The organism is Collinsella aerofaciens (assembly GCF_025289055.1).
GTDB lineage: Bacteria > Actinomycetota > Coriobacteriia > Coriobacteriales > Coriobacteriaceae > Collinsella.
Genome location: NZ_JAESIQ010000001.1, coordinates 72,790 through 98,720 on the forward strand (window position 1 = coordinate 72,790; position 25,931 = coordinate 98,720).

The 25,931-nt window shown below is 61.0% G+C and carries 22 protein-coding genes; 3 read left to right on the top strand and 19 right to left on the bottom strand.

The features are described from left to right. Positions 1-24: 24 nt before the first annotated feature. Genes fabG through JMJ97_RS00415 form a run of 5 tightly spaced genes read right to left on the bottom strand, consistent with a single transcriptional unit; the run spans position 25 to position 3,938 of the window. Entirely contained in the window at positions 25-798 is a 774-nt protein-coding gene (gene fabG / locus JMJ97_RS00395; RefSeq protein ID WP_260698774.1) for a 3-oxoacyl-[acyl-carrier-protein] reductase, read from the bottom strand. A gap of 30 nt (positions 799-828) precedes the next feature. Then, the gene (locus tag JMJ97_RS00400) at positions 829-1,755 is read right to left on the bottom strand and encodes an ACP S-malonyltransferase (RefSeq protein ID WP_260698775.1); all 927 of its coding nucleotides are present in this window, start codon (positions 1,753-1,755) and stop codon (positions 829-831) included. Continuing rightward, complete coding sequence (gene fabK / locus JMJ97_RS00405) at positions 1,743-2,687, bottom strand: enoyl-[acyl-carrier-protein] reductase FabK (RefSeq protein ID WP_260698776.1); 945 nt, start codon at positions 2,685-2,687, stop codon at positions 1,743-1,745. Before fabK ends, JMJ97_RS00400 begins: the two co-directional genes overlap by 13 nt. A gap of 2 nt (positions 2,688-2,689) precedes the next feature. Next, positions 2,690-2,926: an acyl carrier protein gene (locus JMJ97_RS00410; protein ID WP_055285196.1), complete on the bottom strand. Its 237-nt coding sequence runs from the start codon at positions 2,924-2,926 to the stop codon at positions 2,690-2,692. Positions 2,927-2,978: 52 nt separating this feature from the next. Then, positions 2,979-3,938: a beta-ketoacyl-ACP synthase III gene (locus JMJ97_RS00415; protein ID WP_260698777.1), complete on the bottom strand. Its 960-nt coding sequence runs from the start codon at positions 3,936-3,938 to the stop codon at positions 2,979-2,981. A gap of 176 nt (positions 3,939-4,114) precedes the next feature. On the opposite strand from JMJ97_RS00415, the gene JMJ97_RS00420 reads away from it, so the two are divergent. Further along, a complete protein-coding gene (locus JMJ97_RS00420) occupies positions 4,115-4,891 on the top strand; it encodes a biotin--[acetyl-CoA-carboxylase] ligase (protein WP_260698778.1) in 777 nt (258 codons plus the stop codon). Positions 4,892-5,006: 115 nt separating this feature from the next. On the opposite strand, the gene rpsJ is transcribed toward JMJ97_RS00420, so the two are convergent. From rpsJ to JMJ97_RS00450, 6 genes are all read right to left on the bottom strand, one after another. After that, entirely contained in the window at positions 5,007-5,315 is a 309-nt protein-coding gene (gene rpsJ / locus JMJ97_RS00425; RefSeq protein ID WP_022094184.1) for a 30S ribosomal protein S10, read from the bottom strand. Positions 5,316-5,375: 60 nt separating this feature from the next. Further along, entirely contained in the window at positions 5,376-7,475 is a 2,100-nt protein-coding gene (gene fusA, locus JMJ97_RS00430; protein WP_156600535.1) for an elongation factor G, read from the bottom strand. A gap of 19 nt (positions 7,476-7,494) precedes the next feature. After that, positions 7,495-7,968 carry a 30S ribosomal protein S7 gene (gene rpsG, locus JMJ97_RS00435; protein ID WP_006235013.1) on the bottom strand — a complete coding sequence of 158 codons (474 nt, stop codon included), beginning with the start codon at positions 7,966-7,968 and terminating at the stop codon, positions 7,495-7,497. Between the two features lie 73 nt (positions 7,969-8,041). Then, positions 8,042-8,419: a 30S ribosomal protein S12 gene (rpsL, locus tag JMJ97_RS00440; RefSeq protein ID WP_006235012.1), complete on the bottom strand. Its 378-nt coding sequence runs from the start codon at positions 8,417-8,419 to the stop codon at positions 8,042-8,044. Positions 8,420-9,100: 681 nt separating this feature from the next. Further along, the gene (locus tag JMJ97_RS00445; protein WP_260698779.1) at positions 9,101-10,177 is read right to left on the bottom strand and encodes a DUF4179 domain-containing protein; all 1,077 of its coding nucleotides are present in this window, start codon (positions 10,175-10,177) and stop codon (positions 9,101-9,103) included. Further along, positions 10,128-10,646: an RNA polymerase sigma factor gene (locus JMJ97_RS00450; protein WP_260698780.1), complete on the bottom strand. Its 519-nt coding sequence runs from the start codon at positions 10,644-10,646 to the stop codon at positions 10,128-10,130. Before JMJ97_RS00450 ends, JMJ97_RS00445 begins: the two co-directional genes overlap by 50 nt. Before the next feature lie 21 nt (positions 10,647-10,667). Between JMJ97_RS00450 and JMJ97_RS00455 the strand changes: the two genes are divergently transcribed. Then, on the top strand, positions 10,668-10,835 hold the full coding sequence (locus tag JMJ97_RS00455) for a hypothetical protein (RefSeq protein ID WP_260698781.1): 168 nt from the start codon (positions 10,668-10,670) through the stop codon (positions 10,833-10,835). A 12-nt stretch (positions 10,836-10,847) separates the two neighbouring features. On the opposite strand, the gene JMJ97_RS00460 is transcribed toward JMJ97_RS00455, so the two are convergent. The 6 genes from JMJ97_RS00460 to JMJ97_RS00485 form a co-directional block, all read right to left on the bottom strand. Continuing rightward, a complete protein-coding gene (locus JMJ97_RS00460) occupies positions 10,848-15,326 on the bottom strand; it encodes a DNA-directed RNA polymerase subunit beta' (RefSeq protein WP_260698782.1) in 4,479 nt (1,492 codons plus the stop codon). Between the two features lie 6 nt (positions 15,327-15,332). Continuing rightward, positions 15,333-18,824, bottom strand: a complete 3,492-nt coding sequence (gene rpoB / locus JMJ97_RS00465) for a DNA-directed RNA polymerase subunit beta (RefSeq protein WP_260698783.1) — start codon at positions 18,822-18,824, stop codon at positions 15,333-15,335. Between the two features lie 500 nt (positions 18,825-19,324). Further along, complete coding sequence (locus tag JMJ97_RS00470) at positions 19,325-20,233, bottom strand: UTP--glucose-1-phosphate uridylyltransferase (protein WP_260698784.1); 909 nt, start codon at positions 20,231-20,233, stop codon at positions 19,325-19,327. Positions 20,234-20,546: 313 nt separating this feature from the next. After that, positions 20,547-20,924 (bottom strand): 50S ribosomal protein L7/L12, encoded by a 378-nt coding sequence (gene rplL, locus JMJ97_RS00475; protein WP_006235005.1) that lies wholly within the window; start codon positions 20,922-20,924, stop codon positions 20,547-20,549. Positions 20,925-21,026: 102 nt separating this feature from the next. Beyond that, positions 21,027-21,548 carry a 50S ribosomal protein L10 gene (rplJ, locus tag JMJ97_RS00480; protein ID WP_260698785.1) on the bottom strand — a complete coding sequence of 174 codons (522 nt, stop codon included), beginning with the start codon at positions 21,546-21,548 and terminating at the stop codon, positions 21,027-21,029. Positions 21,549-22,053: 505 nt separating this feature from the next. Continuing rightward, complete coding sequence (locus tag JMJ97_RS00485) at positions 22,054-23,190, bottom strand: pyridoxal phosphate-dependent aminotransferase (RefSeq protein ID WP_260698786.1); 1,137 nt, start codon at positions 23,188-23,190, stop codon at positions 22,054-22,056. A gap of 93 nt (positions 23,191-23,283) precedes the next feature. Here JMJ97_RS00485 and JMJ97_RS00490 point away from each other — a divergent pair, with 93 nt between their 5' ends. Beyond that, a complete protein-coding gene (locus tag JMJ97_RS00490; RefSeq protein WP_260698787.1) occupies positions 23,284-23,943 on the top strand; it encodes a hypothetical protein in 660 nt (219 codons plus the stop codon). A gap of 1 nt (position 23,944) precedes the next feature. Here the strand turns inward: JMJ97_RS00490 and JMJ97_RS00495 are convergent, their stop codons facing one another. Further along, positions 23,945-24,508 (bottom strand): DNA-deoxyinosine glycosylase, encoded by a 564-nt coding sequence (locus JMJ97_RS00495; protein ID WP_260698788.1) that lies wholly within the window; start codon positions 24,506-24,508, stop codon positions 23,945-23,947. A 3-nt stretch (positions 24,509-24,511) separates the two neighbouring features. After that, positions 24,512-25,888 (bottom strand): alpha-amylase family glycosyl hydrolase, encoded by a 1,377-nt coding sequence (locus JMJ97_RS00500; RefSeq protein ID WP_260698789.1) that lies wholly within the window; start codon positions 25,886-25,888, stop codon positions 24,512-24,514. Between the last annotated feature and the right edge of the window lie 43 nt (positions 25,889-25,931).

The following is a 25,931-nucleotide window of genomic DNA, read 5'->3' on the forward strand; positions in this document are numbered from 1 at the left end:
CAAGCCGTTCTTCGGCCCTGGTTTCTACATCGCCATTCCGCCGTCGACGCGTACGACTTCGCCCGTAATGTAGGCAGCCGCGTCGCTCGCCAAAAAGCGCACCACGCCGGCCACTTCCTCGGGACGCGCCATGCGCCTCAGGGGAATCTGCTCCTCGGTTACCGTACGCACCTTCTCCGAGAGCTTTGCCGTCATATCCGTCTCGACAAACCCGGGGGCAACCGCGTTCACTCGTACGCCGCGGGGTGCAAGCTCGCGCGCCACCGCCTTAGTCAGGCCGATCACGCCCGCCTTGGAGGCAGCGTAGTTAGCTTGCCCGGCATTGCCTATCAGGCCCACGACCGAGCTCATGTTGACGACGCAGCCGCCGCGCTGGCGCATAAAGGTCTTGGTGAGCGCGCGCGTCGTGTTAAACGTTCCCTTGAGATTGACATCGAGCACGCGATCGAAGGCGTCATCGCCCATGCGCATGAGCAGGCCATCGCGGGTGATGCCAGCGTTGTTGACGAGCGCCCAAATGGAGCCAAAGTCGTTGAGGACCGCTTCCACGCACGCGTTGACGGCAGCGGGGTCGGCCACGTCACATTGATATGAGCGCGCCGTGGCGCCAGCCGCCTCGCAGGCGTCGCACGTCTCGCGCGCCGCATCGACGCTGCCGGCATAGACGACGGCGATATCGTAGCCATCCTCCGCCAGACCGATAGCGCAGGCGCGGCCGATACCCCGCGAGCCGCCCGTGACCAGTGCCACGCGACGTGAGTCGTTGCGCTCGAGCGCGCCATTGTTCAAGTTGCCCATGTCATTCCTTTCGGGTTACAGCCCTGTGGACTATGCGAGCTCGTCGGCAATAGCTGCGACCTGCTCGGCCGTCTCGCACGAATACACACGAACGTCGCTCAACGTACGCTTGACCAGGCCCGACAGCGTTTTGCCGGGGCCGACCTCAATAAATGTGTCGATGCCTTGATCCTGCAGAGCATGCAGCGTATCGACCCAGCGCACGGCATGGCTCACCTGATTGGCCAAGACATCCGATGCCGTCTGGGGGTCCGCCGGATAGGGCGCCGCTGTCATATTTGCCAAAACAGGAATGAGCAACGGGGACGGCGCGCGACCGGCCTCAATATATGCGGCAAGGCCACAGGTCGCCTCGGCCATATAGGGGCTATGAAATGCACCCGACACCGCGACCTTCATGGCGCGGCCGCCAGCCTCTTTTACTAGGACGTCGAGGGTCTGCAGCGCATCGGGCGCTCCGGCCACAACCGTCTGCTGGGGACTGTTGTAGTTGACCGGCCAGCAGTCCTCGCCGGCCTGCGCAGCCAGGCCCTCGACTTGCGCCGCATCGAGCTTGATGACGGCACGCATGCAGCCCGGATGGCGCTCGGCAGCCGTGGCCATCAGCGCCGCGCGCTCGCACACGAGCTCAAAGCCCGCTCGCGTATCGAATGCCCCCGCAAAGGTGAGCGCGGCGACCTCGCCCAGCGAGAATCCCGCACAGGCGGCAGGCACCACGCCGCGCTCGCGCAGGGCGACGGCGACAGCCAAGTCGTGCACGAACACGCAAGGCTGCGTGTTCTCGGTCTGCGAGAGCTCCTCTTTCGAGGCGCTCTGGCACTGCTCGCTGGTCCCCGGGCGCACCTCATCGGCAATGGCGAACACCTCGGCAGCCGCCGGCGATGCTTCGATAAGGTCGACGCCCATCGCGGGATGCTGGGCACCCTGGCCTGCAAACAGAAACGCTACGCTACCCATGCGGACGCACCCTTCAGGACATGCTCGGCGCCATCGACCAGATCGTCGACGATTTCGCGTGCGCTCTGGCGTTCGTTGACCATGCCAGCAATCTGTCCGCACAAATACGAGCCCTCTTCGTAATTACCGTCCTTGGCGGCCTTGCGAAGGGCGCCCGTGCCCATGGCCCCGAGCTCCTCGACGCTTGCGCCCGCCGCCTCGCTCTTGGCGTAGGCGTTGGTGAAGGGGCTCTTGAGGGCACGCACCGGGTGTCCCGTCGAGCGGCCGGTCGCACGCGTCGACGTGTCGCCCGCCTTGAGCACCAGCTCTTTGTACTGTTCGGATACGGTGCACTCGTTTGCGACCAGAAAGCGTGTTCCCACCTGGACGCCGGCAGCGCCGAGCATAAAAGCGGCCGCCACGCCGCGGCCATCGGCGATGCCGCCAGCCGCAACCACGGGAATATCGACCGCATCGACAACCTGCGGGACAAGTGCCATCGTCGAGGTCTCGCCAATATGGCCGCCTGATTCGGTGCCCTCGGCAACCACGGCAGTGGCTCCGCGACGCGCCACGAGACGCGCCAGCGCCACCGAAGCCACGACGGGAATAACCTTGATGCCCGCCTCGTTCCACGCCTTCATGTACTTGGTGGGATTGCCGGCGCCGGTCACCACAACGGGCACCCGCTCATCAATCACCACTTGTGCGACCTCGTCGACAAACGGGCTCATGAGCATAACGTTGACGCCAAAGGGCTTATCCGTCTTGGCGCGCAGCTCGTGAATCTGATCGCGCAGCCAGTTTGCGTCGGCATTCATGGCCGCGATAATGCCTAAGCCGCCTGCCTCGGACACGGCAGATGCCAACGAGGCGTCGGCAATCCAGGCCATGCCACCCTGGAACACGGGCTTTTCGATGCCGAGCAAATCGCAGAGAGGAGACTTGAGCATCACTACTTCTCCAATGCCGCCTCGACCGTATCGACGAACTCGCCGACCGTCTTGGGGTTCTCCTCGGTATCGAGCTCAATGCCAAACTCGTCCTCGACGGCAACGAGGATCTCGACGGTACCCAGGCTGTCGAGGCCAATCTCCTCGAGCGTGGACTCGGGCTTCATCTCGACATCGTCAAGGCCGGCGGTCTCGCGGATAACGTCGCAAACGCGCTCGAAGGTCTTCTGATCTGCCATGGTAGTTCTCCTTTGTTTGTGCCCCAGGGGCGTTTTCATTTCCTATGTGCAACTACTTCCAGCGAAGTAGATAGCCACCTACATCCAAGCCGGCGCCAAATCCGACCAAGGCGATGGTGTCGCCCGCGTGCAGCGCGCCGGTATTTGCCAGTCGATCGAGAGCAAGCGGAATGCAGGCGCTCGAGATGTTGCCGGTTTCACGTAACGTTCGGACCACACGGTCGTCAGGCACACCCAAGCGCTTGACCGCCTGACTTAAGATTCGTTCGTTAGCCTGATGGAATACAAAGTGGTCGATGTCCTCGACCGCGATGCTCGCGTCGCAGGCGAGCTTGTTGACCGTGTCGCAGATGGCATTGACGCCAAACTTGAAGACGCGACGGCCGTTCATGGAAAGCACGCTTTCGCAGTCCTGCGCCGTCTTATACGGCGAGGAGCCCGCCAATCCGGGGACGCGCAGTGTTTCGACGTCAGGCGACGTCGAAAGCTCAACGGCAAGGGGGTTGTCTCCCCCAGCCCTTATGACCGCAGCACCCGCGCCATCGCCAAAGAGCACGCACGTGGCACGGTCGGTCCAATCGAGCGCGCGCGTCATCTGCTCGGCGGCAACAACCAGCACGTGCCTGGCGCGACCGCGGGCGATATAGCCCTCGGCGACATCGAGCGCAAATACGAAGCCGGCACAAGCCGCCGAAACGTCGAAGGCGGGACATGTGGCACCCAGGCGCTCAGCAACGGCGCACGCTTCGGCGGGAACGAGATGATCGCCCGTCGTCGTCGAACAGACGATAAGATCCAGCTGATTCGCATCAATTCCGGACGTCCGGAGCGCTTGCTCGCTCGCTGCCACGGCAAGGTCGTCGAGTGACTCGGTGGTGCACACATGGCGGCTCTTGATCCCCGTGCGGGTAAAAATCCACTCATCCGAAGTATCGAGGAACTCGGACAGCTCGTCATTGGAAACACTGCGCTTAGGAAGCGCCGAGCCTGTTCCCAGTATCGTGAAACCCATCACTAACCTCCTTTGAGTTGTTGACGTGTTTACATCGACCAAGAGAGGATAGCGCATTTTAGTCATTGTTAACGTGTTAACATTAAATTGTCCAAATGCGACAAAGGCTTCACATTGTGTCTGCCTCACGACACTATTGCGTTATTCACTTATTCATTAAGGAGGTAGCAGCCGCTATGGATGCCAAATTAACGATAGTCGACGTAACCGGATCGACCAACGATGACCTGCTCGAAGCAGGAAAACAAGGAGCGCCGCACGGCACAGGACTTGCCGCCCGGGCTCAGACGGCAGGACGCGGCCGGCGCGGCCACAAGTGGGATTCAACCGCCGGCAACCTATTGCTTTCGATTGTCCTGCGTCCATGCGTTAATCCTGCAAAGTACTCTGGTCTTGCCGCCGTCAGCGGCCTAGCGGTGCTCGAGGCGCTCGAAAAGCAGGGTCTTGCTAACGAGATCGGCCTCAAATGGCCCAACGACCTCGTCGCGCGAGGGCGCAAACTCGGCGGCATTCTGGTCGAAGCCGCACGCGATAACGAAGGCAAACCTTTCGCCGTCTGCGGCATTGGCGTCAATGTGAACTATGTGCCTTCGGAGGTTCCCGATGGCGGCCTGGCGGCAATTGGCCTCTCAGACCTCAACGAGAATGTTCCCGCCGTCGATGTGCTGCTCAAGGAGGTCTATTACACCGTCGTAAACGCTGTGGACGCGTGGGCAGATCTGCTCGACGCCATGAAAGAAAACACTGGACCGCTCGCGCCCGTCCACGGCGAATATGTCACTCACCTCAATTGGATCGGAGAGCACGTTATCGCCCGTTCCCCTGCCGGTGACGAGCTGGCACGCGGCATCTTTAAAACCGTCGATGCCTTTGGTCGCGCATGTATCGAAACGGAAGGCGGCTTGCGATCCTTCCATTTTGAGGAGGCATCGCTGCGTCCCTTGAGCGAATAGGGCGCTGCAGCCACCTACTCGGCAGCAATGCCCGGCAGTCCAAACCATTATTCAAAACAAAAGAGCCCCGCTACCAACATGGCAGCGGGGCTCTGTAAGCTATGAGCGATATCGCTTAGAGCTTGATGTCGATGTCGACGCCAGCGGGGAGGTCGAGACGCATGAGCGAATCAACGGTGCCCGAGGTGGGGTCGAGGATGTCGATGAGGCGCTTGTGGGTGCGCATCTCGAACTGCTCACGGGAGTCCTTGTTCACGTGCGGCGAGCGGATAACCGTGTACAGGTTGCGCTCGGTGGGCAGGGGGACAGGACCGGAAACGCGAGCGCCGGTCTTCTGAGCGGTCTCGACGATGAGCTTCGCGGACTGATCGACGACCTCGTGATCATAGCCCTTGAGGCGAATGCGGATCTTCTGGGTAGCCAACTTAAACCTCCAAAGAGTGCGAGAGATGTTCTCGCGGATTACGTAACAGGGAGCTCGAACTTAGGCGTTCTTGCTCATGACCTCGTCCACGATGGACTTGGGCGCGGGCTCATAAGAGTCGAACTGCATCGTGTAGGATGCACGGCCCTGGGTCTGGGAGCGAAGGTCGGTAGCGTAACCGAACATCTCGCCCAGCGGCACCTTGGCACGGATGAGCTTGCTGTTCTTGCGATCCTCCATGCCCTCGATCTTGCCGCGGCGACCGGAGAGGTTGCCCATAACGTCGCCCATGTACTGCTCGGGGGTCTCGACCTCGACAGCCATGATCGGCTCGAGCAGCTGCGGGTCGGACTTCTTGAGAGCGTCCTTGATAGCCATGGAACCGGCGATCTTGAAGGCGGCCTCGGAGGAGTCGACCTCGTGGTAAGAACCGTCGAACAGGGTGACTTTGACGTCGAGGACCGGGAAGCCGGCGATAACACCGGTATTCAGGGCCTCCTGGATGCCCTTGTCAATGGACGGGATGTACTCCTTGGGCACGACGCCGCCGACGATAGCGTTGACGAACTCGTAGCCGAAGCCCTCCTCCATCTTCTCGAGCTTGATGACGGCGTGGCCGTACTGACCGCGACCACCGGACTGACGGACGAACTTGCCCTCAGCCTTCTCGACGTCGTGACCAGCGGTCTCGCGGTAGGCAACCTGGGGCTTACCAACGTTAGCGTCAACCTTGAACTCGCGGAGCAGACGGTCGACGATGATCTCGAGGTGCAGCTCGCCCATGCCGGCGATGATGGTCTGGCCGGTCTCGTGGTTGGTGGACACCTGGAAGGTCGGGTCCTCCTCGGCGAGCTTGGTCAGAGCCAGGGACATCTTGTCCTGCTCGGCCTTGGTCTTGGGCTCGATGGCAACGTCGATAACGGGCTTAGCGAACTCGATCTTCTCGAGGACGATCTCCTTGCCCTCTTCGCACAGGGTGTCACCGGTGGTGGAGTTCTTGAAGCCGACGCAAGCGACGATGTCGCCGGCGGCAGCGTCGTCACGGTCGATACGCTCGGCGGCGTTCATCTCGAGGATGCGGCCGAGGCGCTCGCGCTGACCGTTGGAAGCGTTGATCACGTAGGACCCAGACTCGGCGCGACCGGAGTAAACGCGGACATAGGTGAGCTTACCGACGAACGGGTCGGTCATGATCTTGAAGACCAGGCCGGAGAAGGGCTCGTCGAAGGAAGGATGACGCTCGATCTCCTCGCCGGTGTCCGGATCGGTACCGGTGACGGCCTCGACGTCGAGCGGGCTGGGCAGGTAGTCGACGACAGCGTCGAGCAGCTCCTGGACGCCCTTGTTCTTGTAGGCGGAGCCCACGAAGACGAGGTTGAGCTCGTTGGCCAGAACGCCCTTGCGCAGAGCAGCCTTGAGCTCCTCGACGGTGAAGTCCTCCTCCATGAGGATCTTCTCCATGAGCTCGTCGTCAAAGCTGGCAGCAGCGTCGAGGAGCTCCTCGCGCTTGGTGGCAGCGATGTCAGCGAACTCAGCCGGGATCTCGTCCATCGGCTCGGGGTAGGTCATGCCCTTGTCGTCGGCCTTGAAGTCCCATGCGGTCATGGTGACGAGGTCGATGACGCCCCAGAAGTTGTCCTCGGCGCCCATCGGGACCTGAGCGGCCACGGCGTTGGCGTCGAGACGATCCTTCATGGTCTCGATAGCGTTGAAGAAGTCAGCGCCCACGCGGTCATACTTGTTGATGAAGGCGATGCGGGGGACGTTGAAGGTAGAAGCCTGACGCCAAACGGTCTCAGACTGGGGCTGAACGCCGGCAACGGCGTCGAAGACGGCGACAGCGCCATCGAGGACGCGCAGGCAGCGCTCGACCTCGGCGGTGAAGTCAACGTGGCCCGGGGTGTCGATGATCTGGATGCGGTAGTCGGTACCGTCCTTCTTCCAGAAGCACGTAGTAGCAGCGGAGGTAATGGTTACGCCGCGCTCCTGCTCCTGAACCATCCAGTCCATGGTGGCAGCGCCCTCATGGACCTCACCGATCTTGTGGGTCTTACCGGTGTAGTAAAGAATACGCTCGGTCGTGGTGGTCTTACCGGCATCGATGTGAGCCATGATGCCGATGTTACGGGTATCGGAAAGCTTGTACTTAGGCTTAGCCATGTTAGTTCCTTACCTTAACTTACCAACGATAGTGAGAGAACGCGCGGTTGGCCTCGGCCATCTTGAAGACGTCCTCACGCTTCTTGACGGAAGCGCCCAGGCCGTTGGAAGCGTCGAGGATCTCGTTGGCGAGACGCTCGGCCATGGTCTTCTCCTTGCGAGCGCGGGAGAAGTTGACGATCCAGCGGATACCCAGAGCGGTGGAACGACGGGAGTTGACCTCCATCGGGACCTGATAGGTAGCGCCACCGACACGCTTGGGCTTGACCTCGAGCGTGGGCTTGACGTTGTCCATAGCCTTCTTGAAGGTAGCGAGAGCGTCGCCACCCTCGGACTTCTCGGCAACGATCTCGAAAGCGGTGTAAACGATGCGCTCAGCGGTGGCCTTCTTGCCGTCAAGAAGGACCTTGTTGATGAGCTGAGTCACCAGGCGGTTGTTGTAAACGGCGTCAGGCTGAACCTCACGACGATTAGCTGCTGCACGACGCGGCATGTGAAATCTCCTTAAGTGTCTACCGTGCGGCGCTTAGGCGGCACACGGCGAAAGTATCAAAACGTTATCTGGCTTATTTAGCCTTGGGGCGCTTAGCACCGTACTTGGAACGGGCCTGCATACGGTTCTGGACCGGAGCAGCGTCGTAGGCGCCACGGATGACGTGATAACGGACACCAGGGAGGTCACGGACACGACCGCCGCGGACGAGCACGATGGAGTGCTCCTGCAGGTTGTGGCCCTCACCCGGGATGTAAGCAGTAACTTCGATGCCGTTGACAAGGCGAACACGGGCAACCTTACGAAGAGCCGAGTTCGGCTTCTTGGGGCTCGTGGTGAAGACGCGGGTGCACACGCCGCGCTTCTGGGAGTTGTGCTGCAGAGCAGCGTTCTTGGACTTCTTGGGCACGGAACGACGGCCCTGGCGAACCAGCTGGTTAATAGTAGGCAAAGCGTACTCCTTCTCGAATGATTCCAGCTTTCTGTAAAGTGCAACGGCTTGAATCGAGGGGTCAGCATCCCCCTACGAAACACGCAGTTCGATAGGATACGTGGCGTTAGCTGTGCCGTCAACAGACCACGCCGCCGGGCGTATCCTAAAATAGCCACATTTCCGCAAAGCCTACACAAAAGGAATCCCCTCCTGTGCGCGGGGACGGATTCCCGGCCGGGCGGCCTGCGGTTTAAGTTTGCTGCTCTACAGTCCTGGCTCGCACTGAGGCCACATTAAGTGGCCTCCGGCTCGTGCGGAACTCGCGACAAACTTAAACCGCAGGCCGCCCGGTCCGGGAATCCGACATGCTCGTCGAGGCAACGCTACCTGCCAAAAAGGGACAGGTTTATTTTGGTCGGTTTTATCTGGGGAAACGTCGCGCTCCAGCGGTAATCTGCTCTCATCTGTCGCATGGAAATCGGCGGCGATTTCGGAAGTATGCGGCAAATTTTGATCTTGCTGAGCACACGAGGGTTTTACGATAACAAACCCGCAGGTAGGGCGCTTGAGCATATGCGGTGTGGTCGGCCCATCAAGATTTTGCCGCACACTTCCGAATTTCAGACGAATATCGCTCGCTTTAACCGCCCATGTAACACAAAATAGGCCGCTTCCCCTAGTAGGAAGCGGCCCCAAATCTTACGAATAGACGATGATAAAGGGTACTTCTGTTTCGGTCTCTCCTGTTGACGTGCACCTCGTGCCCTCAAGCGTTACTGAGACCACTTGGTCGACATCAATCAACTTCGTTGGCACCCAGATGTTCTCTCCGCTATTGCGCGCATAAGAAAAATATAAGTTGAACACCCCTGCGTCGTCATCTTCGATAATCTGCTCAGATCCATCCTTGTAGCTGACGGTCAGTTTATTATCAACTGCTTCATAGCCCAAATCATCGATGTGCGTCTGGATGGAAAACGGGCTAATCTCAAGAGGTGAGTCACCGGAGCGGAGTTCCTTTGTATCGACGTACGCTCCAACGCTAAACTCGGGCGTCGATGCCTCGAACGGCTTCGCATCCTCGCCTTCGCCCTCGGTCCACGAGATATTCCAGGTGACCGCATGTTGAAAACCTCGCTCGCGATCCATAGAAGCAAAGTACATCGTGCCATTAATGACAGTATCGCTTGATGTGTCCTTATCAATGGTGCAGCGTGTGTCAGCCCATTCCTCGCCGAAGTTCATGCTGGGTGTACCGATGCCTTGTTCTTCTTCACCATAGAGAACAAGTTCGCCTGTCTCTGCTGCCGGCTTGTAGTAGTTAACGCCATTTGGATTGGACAACGTAAACGTCACGGCTCCGCAGCCGTTTTGGTCAATAGCCATCTCATGGATATCAAGCGTATAGCCGTTACCCTCGACGGACAGATTGACCTCCTGGACTGCACCCTCCAGGCTTTGGGGCGCGGTGCCATCACCAAACTCTCTGGTGTAGGTATATTTAGTCCCCGATGAGCCACCGTTGGTCCACGTAATGGAATCCCCATTGCCGTGGTTTCCCCAGGCTGAGGCAAAATATCTGGAATTGACAACGGCGTAGGCGACCCCTCCAGTCGCTAACACCCCGGCAAGACATCCGATCACGGCAACATACAGAGGTTTCGCGTGACCCTTTCGGCGAAGCGGCTCACCAGCAGCGGCATAAAGAACACGGTCAGCAAGATCGCTATCGGCTTGGACGGACTCGAAGGCCTGCTTGATTTGATTGGATTTCACGGTCGCCCTCCTCTAGGATGAATTTGAGCTTCGATCGACCGCGAGTTAAACGCGTTCGAACAGTCGCGGCTGGCACATGCAGTAACTCGGCAATCTCTGAGGTCGAAAAGCCCAGATAGTAATAGAGCACGATGGGAACACGGAATCGCTCCGGAAGTCGCATAACGTCTGACAAGACCGCCTTGGTCTCATCCTGCGCCGCCGAAAGCGAATCGGCCAGGTTCTCAATATCCTCCACACGCCTCCATGGCTTTCGAAAGAGCGATTTGCATTCATTGATCGTGACTCGGATAAGCCATCGACGAAGATGTTCCCAACTTTCAAAATGTCCATCGCTTTTAAACAGCTTAAGAAAGACATCCTGGGCAACATCGTCAGCGTCGGCACGATCGCGCAGGTACGTCAATGCGATTCGAAACACGACATCACGGTAATCCTCGACCGCCTGTCTAAATGCTTGTTCTTCCATAATCACCTCCCGGTGATGCTGATGTTTCTTGCTGAGGCCCTCACCATAGATACGCTCTGGCCGGACGAAATGTTTCAAATTCAAGCAGGAAAAACCTACCAAAATAAACCTGTCCCTTTTTGGCAGGTTTTCTTCAACAAAAAAGACCCGCTTCCCTGTTGGGAAGCGGGTCTTTGGAAGGGCGGTTAACGTACTAGGAAATTATTCCTCGTCGTTGTCCTTGGCCTCTTCGGCGTCGTCGGTGTCTACGAGCTGGTTGAGCAGCTCGTCGAGGGAAGCCATGTCCTCGTTGATCGCGCCGTTGGCGGGAGCCTTCTTGTCGTCGATCGGGGCGCCCAGAAGCTCCTCGTCGGCGTCGGCGTGATGCGTCGGCGCGGCGGAGGTGCCCAGCAGGATGTCGTCCGGACCGTCGGGGCTAAAGACCATCTGCAGCAGCTGCGAGAGGTCTTCCTCGTCGGCAACGTCGTCGTTGTTCTCGAGGATGTAGAGCAGGTCATGGGCCTCCAGGCCATCACGGAGCTCCTCGATCGCCTTGGCACCGATACCATCGATGCGCAGCAGATCCTCCTCGGACTTGCCGACCAGGTCGCCGACCGTCTCGATGCCAACCTCGCTGAACTTGTTGGTCCAGCGCTGCGACACGCCCAGGTCGTCGAACAGGTACAGGCGAGCCTTCTCGGCGGAGATGGTGTGGCCGTTGCGGGTGAACGAACCGTCAGCACCACCGAACTCGTCGTAGCCGGCCCAGTCGAGCTGCTGCGGGAGTTGCTCGTCCAGGTCCTTGAGCTCAACCGGAGCCCACTCGGGCAGCGACTTGGCGTTGGGCGAAGCCGGGCCGTCGATGTCCACGTAGCCGTCGGCCGTGCGATACGTCAGCTTGGCGTTGGCGTACGGCTTGAGGCCGGTACCGGCCGGGATCTTCTTACCGACGATGACGTTGGACTTAAGGTCGAGCAGGTGATCGACCTTGCCCTCGATGGCAGCCTCGGTAAGGACGCCGGCGGTACGGATGAACGAAGCGCTCGACAGCCAGGAGTCGATGTTGGACGCGACCTTGAGCGTACCCAGGATGACGGGCTCGGCCACGGGAGCCTGACCGCCCAGACGGGCAACGCGCTCGACCTCGTCGGCGAACTCGTAGCGGTCGACGTACTGACCAAGCAGGTACTTGGAGTCACCGGGGTTGGTGATCTGAACGCGACGCAGCATCTGACGTGCGAGCACCTCGATGTGCTTGTCGTTCAGGTCGACGCCCTGGCTGGTGTAGACGTCCTTGACGCTCTCGACGAAGGTGTGCATCGTCGACTCGATGTCGGTCAGCTTGCGCAGGTTGCGGAAGTTGACGAAGCCCTTGGTGATCTGGTCGCCGGCGCGAACCTCGCAGCCGTCCTCGATCTCGGGCATGAAGCGCACCGAAGCGGGGACGCGACGCTCGTCGAGGACACGGGTGTGGTCTTCGGAGTCGGTGAGCGTCAGCACATACTCGGACTTCTCGGGCTTAATCGAGAGGTGGCCGGAGTACGGAGCCAGCTCGGCCTCGCGACCCAGGATCTTCTCGTTGACGTTGCCGACGATATCGAACATACGGCTGACCGTAGGCAGACCCTGCGTAATATCGTCGACGCCAGCAACGCCGCCGGAGTGAATGGTACGCATCGTAAGCTGCGTACCGGGCTCGCCGATGGACTGGGCGGCAATAATGCCGACCGCGGTACCGATAGCGACCGGACGACGGGTGGAAAGATCCCAGCCGTAGCACTTCTGGCACACGCCGTACTTGGAGCGGCAGGTGAGCAGCGCGCGAAGCTTGACCTTCTTAAGGCCCGCATCGACCATCTTCTGGATGTCGGCGACCTTCTCGATGTAGCCGTCCTGCTCAAAGAGCACGGTGCCATCGGGAGCCACGACGTCCTCAATGAAGCAACGGCCGACGAGGTCGGTGTTGAGGTCGGTGGTGCCGGGGATGATGAGGTTGTAGGTGACGCCCTCGTGCGTACCGCAGTCCTCCTCGCGGACGATGACGTCCTGGGCCACGTCGACCAGACGACGGGTCAGGTAACCAGAGTCCGAGGTGTGGGATGCGGTATCGACCAGGCCCTTACGGGCGCCGTAGGTCGAAATGAAGTACTCGAGCGGCAGCAGGCCCTCGCGGAAGTTCGCCTTAATGGGAAGGTCGATCGTCTCGCCGGACATGTCTGCCATCAGGCCACGCATGCCGCCGAGCTGACGCAGCTGAGTCTTAGAACCACGGGCGCCGGAGTCGGCCATCATGTAGAGCGGGTTCTCCTCGTCGAACAAGTCGAGCATGAGCGCTGCGACCTTGTCGGTACAAGCGGTCCACTCGTTAACGACTTCGATGTGGCGCTCCGTCTCGTTGATGAAGCCCTCCTCGAAGTACTCGTTGATCTGGTCGACGTTAGCCTGGGCGCGGTCGAGCAGCTCCTGCTTCTCATCAGGGATGAGAGCGTCCCACACCGAGATGGTGAGGCCGGCGCGGGTAGCGTAGTGGAAGCCGGAGTACTTGATGGCGTCGAGGATCGGGCCGACCTTGGCCTCGGGGTAACGATCGCAGCAGTCCGCAACCAGCTTGGCCACATCGCCCTTGACCATCTTGTAGTTCATGAACTCATAGTCTTCGGGCAGGCACTGGCGGTTGAAGATGATGCGGCCGATAGAGGTCTCGAAGCGCGCGGTCTTGTTGCCGGTGACGTCGTAGTCGACAAACTCGTTCTTGCCGTTCTTGACGCGGAAGATACGGGTGCCGTCCTCGTTGATGACGTTGGCATCGGCAGCGGACACGCGGACCTGGATCTTGGCCTGCATGTCGACCTCGGAGCGGCAGTCATAGGCGTGCAGCGCGTCGTCAAAGCTCGAGAACACGTGGTTCTCGCCCGGCAGACCCTCGCGAACCTGGGTGAGGTAGTACACACCGATGATCATGTCCTGCGAAGGGATGTTGACCGGCTTGCCGGATGCCGGCGAGCGCAGGTTGTTCGCAGAGAGCATGAGCACGCGGGCCTCGGCCTGAGCCTGGCTGGACAGTGGCACGTGGACAGACATCTGGTCGCCGTCGAAGTCGGCGTTGAAGGGCGAGCAGACCAGCGGATGCAGGTGGATAGCCTTGCCCTCGACCAGCACCGGCTCAAAGGCCTGGATGGACAGACGGTGCAGGGTCGGTGCGCGGTTGAGCAGCACGACGCGGCCGTCGATGACCTCTTCGAGGATGTCCCACACAAAGGTGGCACCGCGGTCGATAGCGCGCTTGGCGCCCTTGATGTTCTCGACCTTGCCAAGCTCGACCAGGCGCTTCATAACGAAGGGCTTGAAGAGCTCCAGCGCCATGGTCTTGGGCAGACCGCACTGGTGCAGCAGCAGCTTGGGGTCGGTAACGATGACCGAACGGCCGGAGTAGTCGACACGCTTGCCCAGCAGGTTCTGACGGAAACGACCCTGCTTGCCCTTGAGGGCCTCGGCGAGCGACTTGAGCGGGCGACCGCCACGGCCAGAGACCGGGCGACCACGACGGCCGTTGTCGAACAGGGCGTCCACGGACTCCTGGAGCATGCGCTTCTCGTTGTTCACGATGATCGCAGGGGCGTCCAGGTCGAGCAGGCGCTTGAGTCGGTTGTTACGGTTGATCACGCGACGATACAGGTCGTTGAGGTCGGACGCGGCGAAGCGGCCGCCGTCGAGCTGGACCATCGGGCGCAGATCAGGCGGAATGACCGGGATGACATCCAGGATCATGTTCGCGGGGCTGTTGCCGCCCTTCAGGAAGGCGTCAACGACCTCGAGGCGCTTAACGGCCTTCTCGCGCTTCTGCTTCTGGGAGTCCTCGTCGGCGATGATGGCCTTGAGCTTCTCGGCCTCGGAGGGGAGGTCGATGGCAGCGAGCAGGTCGCGGACGGCCTCGGCACCCATGCCACCCTTGAAGTACATGGAGTAGTAGCGAGTCATCTCGCGGAACAGCGGCTCATCGGAAATGAGGTCGCGCTCGCTGAGCTTCATGAAGGCGTTGAAGGCGTCCGTGCGGAGCTGCTTCTCGTCCTTGCACTCTTCCTCGATGTCGACGATGCCAGAGGCGATCTCCTCGGGAGTCAGCGGCTCCTCGTCGGAGAACTCGTCAAAGTTCTCGGGGTTGCCCTGCTCCTTGAGGGACTCGATCTGGCGGGCGCACTCGGCATCGATCTCTTCCAGATCGGCGGCGAGCTCCTCGCGCAGGTCGTCGGCGTCGGCCTCGCGAGCCTCGTAGTCGACCTCGGTGATGATGTAGCTGGCAAAGTACAGAACCTTCTCGAGGTCCTTGGACTTGATGTCGAGCATACGGCTCATCGGGAAGCTCGTGGGGCTCTTGAAGTACCAGATGTGGGACACGGGAGCGGCGAGCTCGATGTGGCCCATGCGGTCGCGACGCACCTTGGCCGAGGTGACCTCGACGCCGCAGCGCTCGCAGACGATACCCTTAAAGCGGATGCCCTTGTACTTGCCGCAGGAGCACTCCCAGTCCTTGGCGGGACCGAAGATCTTCTCGCAGAACAGGCCGTCCTTCTCGGGCTTGAGGGTACGGTAATTGATGGTCTCCGGCTTCTTGACCTCACCGTGCGACCAGGAACGGATCTGGTCGGCGGAGGCAAGGGAGATCTTTACCGAGTCAAAATCAGTAGCTTCGAAATCTGCCACAGTCAACTACTCCTTATCAGTGGTCGTGGCGGCGACAGCCTCGGGTGCCTCGGCGGTCTCGGCATCCTGGGCCTCGACGTCGGCGTCAACGCCGGCGAGCGCAGCCAGGTCGTCGAGAACGGAGGTCTCCTCGGCGGTCACAGGGGCGGAGGCGTCCTCGTCGGCATCGTGCATGGGCTCGATGTCCAGTGCGAGGGAGCGAATCTCCTTGACGAGAACCTTGAAGGACTCGGGGATACCCGGGACAGGAACGTTCTCGCCCTTGACGATGGACTCGTAGGTCTTGACGCGGCCCACGGTATCGTCGGACTTGACGGTCAGGATCTCCTGCAGGACGTTGGAAGCACCGTAAGCGTACAGTGCCCAAACTTCCATCTCGCCGAAGCGCTGGCCGCCGAACTGGGCCTTGCCGCCCAGAGGCTGCTGGGTAACCAGGCTGTAAGGGCCGGTCGAACGAGCGTGGATCTTGTCGTCGACCATGTGGCCGAGCTTGAGGATGTAGGACGTACCCACGGTAATGGGCTCGCGGAACTCCTCGCCGGTGCGGCCGTCAAACAGACGGGTCTTGCCGCGCTCGTCAAGCTGGGTGACGAACTCGGGGCGCATGTGATCGCCAAAGGCAGCGGTGGCCTTGTTGAGCATGTTCTTGTTGGCGCGACGGATGACCTCGGCGATCTCGTCCTCCTTGGCGCCGTCGAAGACGGGCGTCGCGGTAAAGAACGGACCGGGGACGTACTTGTCGGAGTCGGCCTGCTCGGTATCCCAACCGCACGCAGCAGCCCAGCCAAGGTGGCACTCGAGCAGCTGGCCGACGTTCATACGCGAAGGAACGCCCAGCGGGTTGAGGATAACGTCGATCGGGGTACCGTCAGCCATGTAGGGCATGTCCTCGACCGGCAGAACGTTACAAATAACACCCTTGTTGCCGTGGCGGCCGGCGATCTTATCGCCCTGCTGGATCTTACGACGCTGGGCGACGTAGACGCGCACCTGCTCGTTGACGCCGGGGGCCAGGTCGTCGCCGTTCTCGCGGCTAAAGCGGACAACGTCGATGACGCGGCCGTAAGCGCCGTGAGGCATCTTAAGGGAGGTGTCGCGAACGTCGTGAGCCTTGGCACCGAAGATGGCGCGCAGCAGGCGCTCCTCGGCGGTCAGAGCGCTCTCGCCCTTAGGCGTGACCTTGCCGACCAGGATGTCGCCAGGGCCGACCTCGGCGCCGATGCGGATGATGCCGTCCTCGTCGAGGTTGGCAAGCATGTCCTCGGAGAGGTTCGGGATCTCGCGGGTGATCTCCTCGGGGCCGAGCTTGGTGTCGCGGGCGTCGATCTCGTGACGGGTGATGTTGATGGTCGTCAGCAGGTCCTCGGCCACCAGGCGCTCGGACACGACGATACCGTCCTCGTAGTTAAAGCCTTCCCACGGCATGTAGGCCACGGTGAGGTTCTGGCCCAGCGCGAGCTCGCCGTGATCGGTCGAAGGACCGTCGGCCAGAGGCTCGCCCTGCTCAACGGTGTCACCGACGCGCACGAGCGGACGGTGGTTGATGCAGGTGGACTGGTTGGAGCGCTGGTACTTGGCCAGGTGATACTCATCCATGCCGCCGGCATGCTTGACGATGATCTTGGCGGCGTCGGCAAAGATGACCTCGCCGGCGTTCTTGGCCAGGGTGACCTCGCCGGAGTCCAGAGCGGCGCGACGCTCCATGCCGGTACCGACATAGGGAGCGGCGGGGTGAACCAGCGGCACGGCCTGACGCTGCATGTTAGCGCCCATCAGCGTACGCTTGGCGTCGTCGTGCTCAAGGAACGGGATCAGCGTGGCTGCGACGGAGAGCATCTGACGCGGCGAGACGTCCATGTAGTCGACGTCCTCGACGGGCACGTCAGCGGGAGCGCCGAAGGAGCCGTCGAAGTCGCGGGTACGGGCGATCACGGTGTGCGGGCGGACGATCTTGCCCTCGGCATCGGTCGTGATGAACTCGTTGGTCTTGGGATCGAGCGGCGTGTTGGCCGGCGCGATGACGTGCTTCTCTTCCTCGTCGGCGGTCATCCAGTCGATCTGGTCGGTGGCAACACCGTTCTCGACACGACGGAACGGGGCCTCGATGAAGCCATACTCGTTGACGCGGGCGTAGAGGGCGAGCGAGCCGATCAGGCCGATGTTGGGGCCTTCGGGGGTCTCGATCGGGCACATGCGGCTGTAGTGCGAATTGTGAACGTCGCGGACGGCCGTCGGCACGTTGGTGCGGCGACTGGAGCCGGACTTGTGGCCGGCAAGACCGCCAGGGCCGAGTGCGGACAGACGGCGCTTGTGGGTCAGACCGGTCAGGGGGTTCGCCTGGTCCATGAACTGCGAGAGCTGCGAGGAACCGAAGAACTCCTTGATGGAGGCCACGATCGGGCGGATGTTGATGAGCGACTGCGGGGTGATCTCGTCGATGTCCTGGGAGCTCATGCGCTCACGGACGACGCGCTCCATACGGCTCATGCCGATACGGAACTGGTTGGCGACGAGCTCGCCGACGGTACGGATGCGGCGGTTGCCAAAGTGGTCGATGTCGTCGACCTTGAAGCCCTGCTCGCCGGCAGCGAGGGACAGGAGGTAGCGCAGCGTCGCGACGATATCCTCGTCGGTAAGCACCGTGACCTCTTCCTCGGTGGTGAGGTTGAGCTTCTTGTTGACCTTGTAACGACCGACGCGGGCCAGGTCGTAGCGCTGCGGGTTAAAGAGCAGACCCTCGAGCAGGCTGCGGGAAGCGTCCACGGTGGGAGGCTCGCCCGGGCGCAGACGACGGTAGATCTCGATGAGGGCGTCCTCGCGAGTGAGGGCGGTGTCGCGCTCCAGGGTGCGCTTGATCACATCGGAGTTGCCGAGCAGCTCGATGATGTCGTCGTTGGTGACGGCGATGCCAAGGGCGCGCAGGAACATCGTGGCGCTCTGCTTGCGCTTACGGTCGATGGAGACCATGAGCTGGTCGCGCTTGTCGACCTCAAACTCAAGCCAGGCACCGCGGGACGGGATAATCTGGGCCTTGTAGATCTGCTTGCCCGAATCCATCTCGGAGCTGTAGTACACGCCCGGGGAGCGGACGAGCTGCGAGACGACGATACGCTCGGTACCGTTGATGATGAAGGTGCCCTGATCAGTCATCATGGGGAAGTCGCCCATGAAGACGAGCTGCTCCTTGATCTCGCCGGTCTCCTTGTTGGTGAGGCGGACGTCGGTCAGAAGCGGAGCCTGATAGGTCATATCCTTCTCGCGGCACTCCTCGACGGTGTGCGCGGGGTCGCCGAACTGATGCTCGCCGAAGGTAACCTCGAGAACATGGTTCTGGCTCTGGATGGGGCTGGATTCCTTGAACGCCTCACGAAGGCCCTCGTCCTTAAAACGCTCAAAGGATTCCCTTTGAACAGAGATAAGGTTGGGGAGCTCCATGGCCTCCGGGATTTTCCCGAAGCTGACGCGCTTGCGCTCAGTGGCAGTGTATGCGTAGGTCACCAGGTTTTTCCTCCTTCACGGAAATGCTCGGTGGGTTGGCGAGGCATAGCTTCGCCAGTTATCGCAACCTAATAGTTTATCAGGTACCGACCGTTGGGCAAGAAAAGCCTTGACGCGATTGAGTTTTTGGAGTAGCAAAGTTTTTCGACAGAAAATGTGCAGGTAGATAGTGGTATACCGAACATCTGTTCATATATTTTCTGTGAACAGAGCTGCTGATGCGCGCCGCAGAATGGCGGCGAGGGTTGGCCGGGCGGAAACTGCGTCCCGTTTTGAGGCCTCAAACTGGGACGCAGTTTCCGATTGAGCCCTGTTTGGGAAACTGCGTCCCGTCCTAAGCCAATATTCTGGGATGCGCTTTCCGCTAGGGGCCCCAGCCGGAAAGCACATCCCAGAATTCGACCAAATTGTGGGTCGCACTTTCCGGAGCCAAGCCGCGGCGCGCATAAAAAACGGGCGCAGACCGAAGTCCGCGCCCGTAAATGTCGATGCCCAAAGGCTTATTTGCGCATCAAGCCGCCGCGCTCGTCAATGGCGTCCCAGAAGGCGCTGGCAAAGCGAGGATCGCTTGCGGCCATGAGGGCGTTGGTGGCCATCCAGCCAGACGGGGTGCCGGTGTCGTAGCCCGACAGCGGGTCGATGACGACAGCGTACATGGCCTCGCGGTCGAGCGAACGGGCCATAGCGTCGGTGAGCTGGATCTCGCCGCCCTTGCCGGCCTGCTGATCGGCCAGCAGGTCCATGACCAGCGGGCTCAGCAGGTAGCGACCGACGATGTACAGGTTGGATGGAGCCGCCTCGGGAGCGGGCTTCTCGACCAGACCGCCGATGCGCCAAACGGCACCGGGCTCGTCGTCGGCAGCATTCTCGAAGCTCTCGAGGGAACCCACGCGATCACCGGCGATGACGCCATAGCGGCTGACCTCCTCGGGAGCGCACGCGGCAACGGCGATAACCGAAGCGCCACCGTGCTCCTTGGAAACGGCGAGCATCTTGTCGCAGATGTCACGGTTGGGCACAACGTAGTCGCCCAGAAGAACCAGGAAGTTCTCCCCTGCCACAGCGTCGGCGGCAGAGCGAATGGCATGACCGAGACCCTTGGGCTCGTACTGATAACGGAAGTCGACCGGCATACCGCCCGCATGGGCGACGGCGTCCGCATAAGCATCCTTACCGCGCTCGCGCAGCAGGTTCTCGAGCGAACGATCGGGCTGGAAGTAGCTCAGCAGCTCGGGCTTACCGGGAGAGGTAACGATGATGGCGTCGTCGACCTCCTCGGGGTCGAGTGCCTCCTCGACGACATACTGAATGACCGGCTTGTCGAGCACCGGCAGCATCTCTTTGGGTGTGCACTTAGTGCCAGGCAGAAAACGCGTGCCAAGACCGGCGGCGGGGATGATTGCCTTCATGTTATTCAAGGATCCTTTCGCAGGCGCAGAATGCGCCCTATGCGTGCGGCACAGCGGCCGCAGACCAAATTGCGATACCGAAGTATCTTACCGCCGGAGACATACGTCGCCGTAAGGCAAACGCAATTCTTCAGCAGGTCAACGCAAATTATTGCTCGAATGGTGCAATTTTACGCCCCAGCGGTAACGGGATTGGCACGGCGAAGACAACGGTGCTCTGCGTGCCGAGCAATGGGAATGAGGAGCCAAAACAAAAAAGACGGGGCTCGCAATGCGAACCCCGTCTGCAAAGAAATCTGGCGAGAAAGCCTGATTACTTGAGGGTGACAGCAGCGCCAGCAGCCTCGAGCTTCTCCTTGGCAGCCTCGGCGTCCTCCTTCTTGGCACCCTCGAGAACAGCCTTGGGAGCGCCCTCGACGACCTCCTTGGCCTCCTTCAGGCCAAGGTTGGTGAGCTCACGGACGGCCTTGATGACCTGGATCTTGTTGTCGCCGAAGCCCTCGAGCACGACGTCAAACTCGGTCTTCTCCTCGGCCTCAGCAGCGCCAGCAGCGGGAGCGGCGACAACAGCGGCAGGAGCAGCGGCGGAAACGCCGAAGGTGTCCTCGATAGCCTTGACGAGCTCGGAAGCCTCGAGAAGGGTCATTTCCTTAAGAGCATCGATGATCTCATCGGTGGTAAGCTTAGCCATTTCTAAGTCCTTTCGGTTTCCGTGTCTGTGCACGGAGATCAGTTAAAACACGGCGCGAATGCGCCAGGGATGCGGCGTTGCCGCCGCGGGTGAAAACAGCAACTAGGCTGCCTTCTGCTCGGAGACCTGCTGGATCGAACGAGCGAGACCAGAGGAAACGCCGTTGACGCAGACAGCGATGTCGCGAGCGAAACCGGAGATGAGACCGGCGATCTGGCCGAGAAGCTGATCCTTGGTGGGCAGCTCGGCGATAGCCTTAACATCATCAGCGGAAACGGCCTTGCCGTCGGAGATACCGCCCTTGATCTCAAGGACGCCCTTGGACTGAGCGGAGAAGTCCTTAAGGGCCTTAGCGGCCTCGACCGGCTCGGACTCGTAGAACACATAAGCGACGGGGCCGGCGAGGATCTCGTCGATCTCGGGCTGCTCCTGGTTCTTGAGGGCGATCTTGACCAGGTTGTTCTTGTAGACCTTCATCTCGGCGCCGCACTCGCGAAGCTGATGACGCAGCTCCTGAGCCTGCTTAACCGTCAGACCGTTGTAGTTGACGACGAACAGACCGGCGTTCTCGGCGATACGGGACTCGATCTCTGCAACCTTGTCGATTTTGTACTGCTGGGGCATGAATTACACCTCCTCGAATTCTTTCCGGGCACGGTCCGCCACAAGGACGTGACGGGGGCATGTCCAAAAAGAAAGCCCCCGCGCTGCATGAGCGACGGGGGCGAGAAGACATATCTACTCGACCACCTCGGCTGGCGGGATATCCCATTAAGCTCGCGGGCGATGCCCGTTTGCACCGGCTGTCTCTGGCAGCGGATTCGTGCGTGAACCGAAAGTATTATGGCGGGGACCCCGGCGTCGGTCAACGGGAAACCGGGCTGCACACAATTCCACCATCCGGCCGCGCCGCCGAAGGCCAGGCGCAAGGTTTTCGCTCGGTCAGGTCCTGGGCTCGCACGAAGAGCACATTAAGTGCTCTTCGGCTCGTGCGGAATCTACGAAAACCTTGCGCCTGGCCTTCGGCGGCGCGGCCTGCGGTGACTTTGGGGCAGCCCGGTTTCCCGTTGGCCGACGCCCCCACTCATAAGCCTTAAGTCGGTGGGCTGATATGTTGCGTCCCTGATGGCTACAAGGTTGAAATGAAGGTGGACAGGCGGCGGAGACCTTCGTCCAGGTCTTTGTCGGAAACGCAGTAGCTGAGGCGGATGTGGCCTTCGGTGCCGAAGCAGTCACCCGGAACTAGGGCTACGTTGGCTTCTTTGATGGCTTTGATGCAGAAGTCTTCGCTTGTTAGGCCGAATTGTTTGATGCTCGGGAAAGCGTAGAAGGCTCCTGCCGGTTCCACTACGTCGAGGCCCATGGCGTCTAAGGCTGCGAGCACGCGTTCGCGACGGGCTCGGTAGACTTTGAGCATGGGGGTTGGGTCGACGGTCAGGGCTCGCGCTGCGGCGTCCATCTCAAAGGAGACGGCACTCGATACTAAGTATTGGTGGGCCTTTGCGATCTCGGCGATGACGGGGGCTGCGGCTGCGAGCCAGCCCAAGCGCCAGCCGGTCATGGCCCAGGGCTTGGAGAAGCTCTCGATAACGACCGTCTGCTCGCGCAGCTCCGGGTGGCGCTGGGCAAATCGCTCGTAGCCGTCCACGTAGACCAGGCGGTTATATACGTCGTCGCAGACCACGTAGATGCCCGCCTGCTCCGCTACGCGCGCCACGGCGTCGAGCGATGCCGCGTTGAGGATGCAGCCCGTAGGATTGTTGGGCGTGCAGATGACGATGGCCTTGGTCGCCGGCGTTACGCAGGCACGAAGTGCGCCCTCGTCAATCTGGAATTGCGCAGGCTCCGTATCCAAAAAGACCGCTTTGGCGTGGTTGGCCACGACGATGTTCTCGTATAGGCCAAAGGCCGGCGTGGGGATGATGACCTCGTCGCCGGGGTTGAGCATAGCCATGAATGCTGCCGACAGGGCCTCGGTCGCGCCGTCGGTCAGGATGACCTCGTCGGCCGAAAACGCCAGGCCCGCGTTCCCCATGTAGGCAAACAGCGCCTCGCGCAGGGCGGGGCGACCGTTGTTGGGCGGATAGTGCGTGTCGCCGCGGCCCAGCGCGGCGGTCACCTCGGCGCTAATCACATCGGGCGTGGGAAAATCGGGCTCGCCAAGCGCAAGCGCGATGCACCCCGGATGCTGGGCGGCGAGCGCGTTAATCCGACGGATGCCGGAGGGCTTAAGCGTGGCAAGCGAGGTATTCATGGGCAGACGCATGGCATTCCTTTCGTAAGGGTTGCACTAGGATAGCGCGGCGGGGCGCCGTCAGACGGTGTAACCTAAACGGAAACCAACCGGAAAGGAGGCGGCATGGAGACGATCGCGCGCGGCGATGTACCAAAAACGTTGCAGACCATTGCGTATATCAGCATTCCCAATAGCGCCGATCTTGAGTTTTTGCTCTGGGACCTGCAGGATGCCATCGCGGCCTATGCCCGGCTTTCCGGCACCGCGCTCCCCCGCCCGGTCGATTTGGAGGCGGATGATGCCGGTGCAGTCGATGGCATCGTGCTGGCCATTGAAGATATGGCTGACGATGAGACGTTGACAGCTATCGAGCAGGCGCTTGAACGCTTTGGCGGTACGGGAACGCGCGTCTATGCCGCGATTCGAGCCGCACAAGAGGGCGCTAAGCAGGCGCGCGGGACCGCCGTTCGTCTGCACAAGGCATGTGAGCGCCATGACCAATTGTGGTGTGGCGGCGTTGTCGTCTGTGCCGGCAGCGGTATTGCGGCGCTTCGACACTCCCCGCGTATGGGCCTCTTGCGCCGGCCATTTTCCGAAGCGATGGATAAGCTTGTGGGCGCTGTGCGCATGGGCTGCTCCGTCGAGCATGCGCAGCGACTTGGCGGCGGCAATGCCGTCAACGTCAACGTCGACGGCATGGTTTGCGCCGAGCCAGCCGTGCCCGCGCCAATCTGGCGAGGCGTTCTGAAACGTCTGGGCGCCCACGCTCAAACAAAAATCTAAATTAAATAACAGCCCAGTCAACGGCTTCGTGCCAACGCTCGACAAGACGCTCCAGACGCCAGGCGGCATTAGCAGGACTTGTCGAGGGCAGGACGACGGCGGGCAACCCCGTCCGATCTTGCAAGTAGCGTTTGTAGAGTCGCCCTGCCGTACCGCCGTTACAGACAACGACCTCGATCGGCGCGGCATCGGTAATGCGCTCGATATGTGCCGGCACAACGTTGCGAATGCTCGCGTCACTCGAGCCCTTAATGTCGCAGCTCTCGGTTGCATCCCACAGGGCCACGCCGCCGTTCAGCAGCATGGCCCGCTTGGCGGCTATCGAGGCATCGAGCGCCGCAGGCTCGCTGCCCGCCAAGAGGTCGCCCTCGTTGGGCGGCACAGGCACACCGAGGCACGCGGCCATCACCCGCCAAAAGCGATTCTGCGGGTTGCCGTAATAAAAGGCATTAGCACGCGAGAGCACCGAGGGAAACGACCCCAGCACCAAAACGCGCGAGTGCTCGTCAAACACGGGCTCAAACCCATGCTCAATATGTTGATAGCCCTCGTCGGACGCAGCCATGGCCTAGGCCCTCAACAGATAGCGTACCTCGTAGGGCGCAAGCTCAAGAGAGCCCGCCAGCTCGACCGTGGGCACGCCGTCGGCAAGCAAATCTACAAAGGAGCCGTTGAGCTCGCCGGCGCCAAAGGTGTAAGGCTCGTCCACGGCGTTCACCGCCACGAGCACCGTCGCGTCGTCGCAGGCGCGCTCGAACAGCAGCTGCTTGTTCTGGATCACCACATTGCGATAGGCACCGTAGTTGAGAGCACGGGCCGCCGCGTCGTCGGCCGAACGAAGGTGTGCGAGCTGCGTAATGAACGCCGTCAGTTCGTTGGGCGCAGGTTCATCGAGCGCAGGGCGCAGCGCCCAGTCGCCATCGGGGCCGCCCTTTTCGCCAGCAATTCCCCACTCGCTGCCATAGTAGACGCACGGGATGCCCGGCATGCCAAAGAGCATGCCATAGGCGGGACGCAGGCACGACTTGTCAGTGAGGATGCTTGCCAGTCGCGGCACGTCGTGGTTGTCGACAAACGACAGCAGGTGCTTGCCGCGGTAGATGCACCAGGGGTCGCCGCCAAACTGACGGTGCAGCGAGTGCGCAATCTCGAACATGTTGACCGAGTTAAAGCTGGAGTACAGGCCCTTGTAACACTCGTAGTTGGTGCAGGAGTCGAGCATCTCGTCGTTGACGATCTGGTTGTAGTCGCCGTGGAGCGTCTCGCCGATCAGCACGAAGTCGGGCTTGAGCTCACGGGCGAAGCTATGCAGACGACGCATGAAGTCGCGGTCGAGCATATAGGCAACGTCCAGGCGCAGGCCGTCGACGCTAAAGACCTCGGCCCAGCGGTGTACGGACTCTAGCAGGTAATCGACCACGGCAGGGTTTTGCAAGTTGAGCTTCACGAGCTCAAAATGGCCTTCCCAACCCTCGTACCAAAAGCCGTCGCCGTAGCAGGAGTCGCCATCAAAGCTAATGTGGAACCAGTCCTTGTACGGCGAGTCCCACTTGCGCTCCTGCACATCGCGGAAGGCCCAAAAGCCGCGGCCGACGTGGTTGAAGACGGCATCGAGCACCACGCGGATGCCATGGGCATGCAGCGTGTCGCATACGGCGGCAAAGTCGGCGTCCCCACCCAGGCGACGGTCGATATGGCGCAGGCTGCGTGTATCGTAGCCGTGGCTATCAGATTCGAGCGGTGGGTTGATGAGCACAGCGCCAACGCCGAGTTCCTGCATGTAGTCGGCCCATTGGGCGACCTTCATGATAGGAGCATCGGGGTTGGGCGCGGCGTTGGCAGCCTGGGCGAGCTCATCCTCGGCAACGGGCGCGGCGTTTTCGCGCGGAGCCCCGCAAAAGCCCAGCGGATAGATCTGATAGAACGTCGTCTCGTATGCCCACATAACAGCCTCCCGGATAACTTTCACGCAACGCCATCCATTGTAT

Coding starts and splice junctions, on each gene's coding strand:
- fabG (WP_260698774.1), bottom strand. CDS start 798: ATGGGCAACTTGAACAATGGCGCGCTCGAGCGCAACGACTCACGTCGC.
- JMJ97_RS00400 (WP_260698775.1), bottom strand. CDS start 1,755: ATGGGTAGCGTAGCGTTTCTGTTTGCAGGCCAGGGTGCCCAGCATCCC.
- fabK (WP_260698776.1), bottom strand. CDS start 2,687: ATGCTCAAGTCTCCTCTCTGCGATTTGCTCGGCATCGAAAAGCCCGTG.
- JMJ97_RS00410 (WP_055285196.1), bottom strand. CDS start 2,926: ATGGCAGATCAGAAGACCTTCGAGCGCGTTTGCGACGTTATCCGCGAG.
- JMJ97_RS00415 (WP_260698777.1), bottom strand. CDS start 3,938: ATGGGTTTCACGATACTGGGAACAGGCTCGGCGCTTCCTAAGCGCAGT.
- JMJ97_RS00420 (WP_260698778.1), top strand. CDS start 4,115: ATGGATGCCAAATTAACGATAGTCGACGTAACCGGATCGACCAACGAT.
- fusA (WP_156600535.1), bottom strand. CDS start 7,475: ATGGCTAAGCCTAAGTACAAGCTTTCCGATACCCGTAACATCGGCATC.
- rpsG (WP_006235013.1), bottom strand. CDS start 7,968: ATGCCGCGTCGTGCAGCAGCTAATCGTCGTGAGGTTCAGCCTGACGCC.
- JMJ97_RS00450 (WP_260698780.1), bottom strand. CDS start 10,646: ATGGAAGAACAAGCATTTAGACAGGCGGTCGAGGATTACCGTGATGTC.
- JMJ97_RS00455 (WP_260698781.1), top strand. CDS start 10,668: ATGTTTCTTGCTGAGGCCCTCACCATAGATACGCTCTGGCCGGACGAA.
- JMJ97_RS00470 (WP_260698784.1), bottom strand. CDS start 20,233: ATGAAGGCAATCATCCCCGCCGCCGGTCTTGGCACGCGTTTTCTGCCT.
- rplL (WP_006235005.1), bottom strand. CDS start 20,924: ATGGCTAAGCTTACCACCGATGAGATCATCGATGCTCTTAAGGAAATG.
- rplJ (WP_260698785.1), bottom strand. CDS start 21,548: ATGCCCCAGCAGTACAAAATCGACAAGGTTGCAGAGATCGAGTCCCGT.
- JMJ97_RS00485 (WP_260698786.1), bottom strand. CDS start 23,190: ATGCGTCTGCCCATGAATACCTCGCTTGCCACGCTTAAGCCCTCCGGC.
- JMJ97_RS00490 (WP_260698787.1), top strand. CDS start 23,284: ATGGAGACGATCGCGCGCGGCGATGTACCAAAAACGTTGCAGACCATT.
- JMJ97_RS00495 (WP_260698788.1), bottom strand. CDS start 24,508: ATGGCTGCGTCCGACGAGGGCTATCAACATATTGAGCATGGGTTTGAG.
- JMJ97_RS00500 (WP_260698789.1), bottom strand. CDS start 25,888: ATGTGGGCATACGAGACGACGTTCTATCAGATCTATCCGCTGGGCTTT.